This is a genomic window from Pseudomonas sp. Pse1 (assembly GCF_024519635.1).
Lineage (GTDB): Bacteria > Pseudomonadota > Gammaproteobacteria > Pseudomonadales > Pseudomonadaceae > Aquipseudomonas.
Map to the genome: position 1 here is coordinate 1 of NZ_JALJRO010000048.1, position 2,189 is coordinate 2,189.

Annotated in this window: 2 protein-coding genes and 1 pseudogene; all 3 read left to right on the forward strand. The window is 56.5% G+C overall.

The genetic code is table 11. The features are described from left to right. Positions 1 to 473: 473 nt before the first annotated feature. Positions 474 to 1,256, forward strand: coding sequence for a transporter substrate-binding domain-containing protein (locus NR126_RS28260; RefSeq protein ID WP_027621117.1), 783 nt, complete (start codon positions 474 to 476; stop codon positions 1,254 to 1,256). A 57-nt stretch (positions 1,257 to 1,313) separates the two neighbouring features. Then, on the forward strand, positions 1,314 to 2,042 hold the full coding sequence (locus NR126_RS28265; protein WP_027621118.1) for an ABC transporter permease: 729 nt from the start codon (positions 1,314 to 1,316) through the stop codon (positions 2,040 to 2,042). After that, a pseudogene (locus tag NR126_RS28270) lies at positions 2,039 to 2,189 on the forward strand (amino acid ABC transporter permease); the annotation flags it as partial. The gene NR126_RS28265 and the pseudogene NR126_RS28270, both read left to right, overlap by 4 nt.

The window sequence follows — 2,189 nt, forward strand, 5'->3', positions numbered from 1 at the left end:
GAGCACGACCTTGCCAAGGTCGGGGTCGCGAGTTCGAGTCTCGTTTCCCGCTCCATATTCATCAAAAACGCCGCTCACTGAGCGGCGTTTTTGTTTGTGCGATTTTTATCCCCCAACCCGATTCGCCTCCCGGCCCGACCGAGCGGGCTTTGCCATTTCCCTGCGTCGATGACGTTGCGAGTTGTTACCGGACGCACCAATACGAGGCGAATTTCCCTCAAGGTAACAGCCGGTAACCTAAGTGCAGACGACGGCATGCGCTGCTCTTTCCTTTCTAAACCCCCGTAATTGCGGGCTTGTGCCTGATTCCTACAGGCGACAAACGCGAGTTGGCTGATGGATTGCATATGCTTGTACGTACAAGTAAATCTATGTGTGTAGGTGTTTCTACGCCGGATGACTTCGCAACAGCCTTGCACGCCACAGTACCCATGCGCCACAAGCGCCCGTAGCGGTTTTAGGAATTGATAATAATGAAAAGAACATTGCTGACCCTTTCTGCACTGACCCTGTGTATGGCCGCCGGTGCCGCTTTGGCCAAGGAGTACAAGGAGCTGCGTTTTGGCGTTGATCCGTCCTACGCGCCGTTCGAATCCAAAGCCGCGGACGGCAGCCTGGTGGGTTTCGACATCGATCTAGGTAATGCGATCTGCGCCGAGCTGAAGGTCAAGTGCAAGTGGGTCGAAAGCGATTTCGATGGGACCATTCCGGGTCTGAAGGCCAACAAGTTCGACGGTGTGATCTCATCGATGACCGTCACTGCGGCCCGGGAAAAAGTGATCGACTTCTCCACTGAGTTGTTCTCCGGGCCGACCGGTCTGGTCTACAGGAAAGGCGCCAACCTGGGGGTTGATCCGGCAGCGCTCAAGGGCAAGAAAGTTGGCTACGAGCAGGGCACTATTCAGGAGGCGTACGCCAAGCAGGTGCTGGATAAGGCGGGAGTAGAAACCCAGGCCTACGCCAATCAGGACCAGGTGTATGCCGACTTGGTGTCCGGCCGTCTCGACGCGTCGATCCAGGACATGCTGCAAGCTGAACTGGGTTTCCTGAAATCGCCACAAGGGGGTGATTTCGAGGTCAGCAAACCAGTGGACAGCGAATTGCTGCCGGCGAAAACCGCAGTGGGCATCGCCAAGGGCAATGCCGAACTCAAGGCGCTGATCAACAAAGGCATCCAGGCGCTGCACGATGACGGCACTTACGCTTCGATCCAGAAGAAACACTTCGGCGACCTGAATCTCTACAGCGGCAAATAACGCTCCCGCGCCCTTCCTTGAGGAGGGCGCTTTTCATAGCTATGGGTCCTGTGAATTATGTTCGACACTCTCTTACAGACACTCGGGCTTTCCGCATTCAGCTTGAAGGGCTTCGGCCCTCTGTTGCTGGAAGGCACCTGGATGACCGTCAAGCTCTCAATTCTCTCACTGTTGCTGAGCGTGCTGCTCGGTCTGATCGGGGCCAGCGCCAAGCTGTCCAGTCTCAAGATTCTGCGCATTCCCGCCCAGCTCTACACTACGCTGATTCGCGGCGTTCCCGACCTGGTGCTGATGCTGCTGATTTTCTACAGTCTGCAAACCTGGCTGACCAGTTTCACCGTCGCCATGGACTGGGAATACATCGAAATCAATCCGTTCGGTGCAGGCATCATCACCTTGGGCTTTATTTACGGCGCTTATTTCACCGAAACCTTTCGCGGCGCGATCCTCGCCGTCCCGCGCGGGCAGATGGAAGCGGCCACGGCCTATGGTTTGAGCCGGGCCCAGCGTTTTCGTTTCGTGGTCTTCCCGCAGATGATGCGCTTTGCCCTGCCGGGTATTGGCAACAACTGGATGGTGATTCTCAAGGCTACCGCGCTGGTGTCGATCATTGGTCTTGCCGACCTGGTCAAGGCCGCCCAGGATGCCGGAAAGAGCACTTACCAACTGTTCTTTTTCCTGGTGCTGGCGGCGCTGATCTACCTGGTGATTACCAGTGCGTCCAACGTTGTACTGCGCTGGCTTGAACAACATTACGCGGCGGGTTCCCGGGAGGCGGTTCGATGATTGAGCTGATGCAGGAATACTGGAAACCGTTCTTCTACAGCGACGGCTACCACATTACCGGGCTGGCCATGACCCTGTGGCTGCTCAGTGCCTCGATCTTCATTGGCTTCCTGGTGTCGATTCCGCTGTCGATCGCCCGGGTCTCAT

What these genes read in the sequence shown, in the direction of transcription:
- NR126_RS28260 (WP_027621117.1), top strand. Translation starts at nt 474, where the DNA reads ATGAAAAGAACATTGCTGACCCTTTCTGCACTGACCCTGTGTATGGCC.
- NR126_RS28265 (WP_027621118.1), top strand. Translation starts at nt 1,314, where the DNA reads ATGTTCGACACTCTCTTACAGACACTCGGGCTTTCCGCATTCAGCTTG.